General features: G+C 49.5%; 1 protein-coding gene. It reads left to right on the top strand.

Annotated elements, in window-relative coordinates; all coding sequences use genetic code 11:
• A partial coding sequence (gene rmuC / locus R7Q11_RS25435; protein ID WP_225466908.1) for a DNA recombination protein RmuC occupies positions 1 to 711 on the top strand: 711 nt, incomplete at its 5' end.
• Positions 712 to 858: the final 147 nt, after the last annotated feature.

Raw genomic sequence — 858 nt, 5'->3', positions numbered from 1 at the left:
GAAGCGGGCAAGCGTTACCAACCAGATGTGATTGTGCATTTGCCACAAAACAAGCAAGTGGTGGTCGATTCGAAAATGGCATTGGTGGCGTACGAGCGCTACTTCAATGCCGAAACGGATGCTGAACGCGACCGCGCGTTAAATGCTCACCTCACCGCACTGCGTGCGCACATCAAAGGTTTGAGCATGAAGGATTACCACAAGCTCAAAGGCATCCAAAGTCTCGATTATGTGCTGATGTTTATTCCGGTAGAGCCGGCGTTCCAAGTGGCGATTCAAGCTGACCCAAGCTTGATCAAAGACGCGATGGAGCAAAACATCATCTTGGTTAGCCCAACCACGTTGCTGGTGGCACTGCGCACCATCGACAATTTATGGCGCAACGAACGTCAGAATGAAAACGCCAAACTGATCGCCCAGCGCGCCACCAAACTGTACGACAAGCTGCGTTTATTCATCGATGATATGGAAGGGTTGGGCGGCGCATTAGACCGAGCGAACCAAACCTATCAAGGCGCTATGAACAAGCTGGCGACAGGCCGTGGCAACGTGATTCGTCAAGCAGAAAGCTTTAGACAGTTGGGGGTTGAAATCAAACGACCGATTTCTTCTGACCTTGCGCAGTTGGCGCAAAGTGATGCATTTTCAGAAAATGAATCACCAAATGAATCGTTAGTAGAAAGACATCCGGCTGAGGATAAAGTAAACTAATCGCCCGCAGTACAGAGGGCGACTTTCATTGTCAGCAAACGCCCTGTAGTGAACAAGTGCTGCCCAAGAGGAATTAGAATGACGGACACAAGTTTGCAATCCAATACAGCGTTAGAGAACGAAACGACCCACTTTGGTTTCACCACA

Source organism: Vibrio sp. 970 (assembly GCF_033339075.1).
The sequence above is the reverse complement of the archived record's forward strand: the minus strand, read 5'-3'. Positions and strand labels throughout refer to the sequence as shown.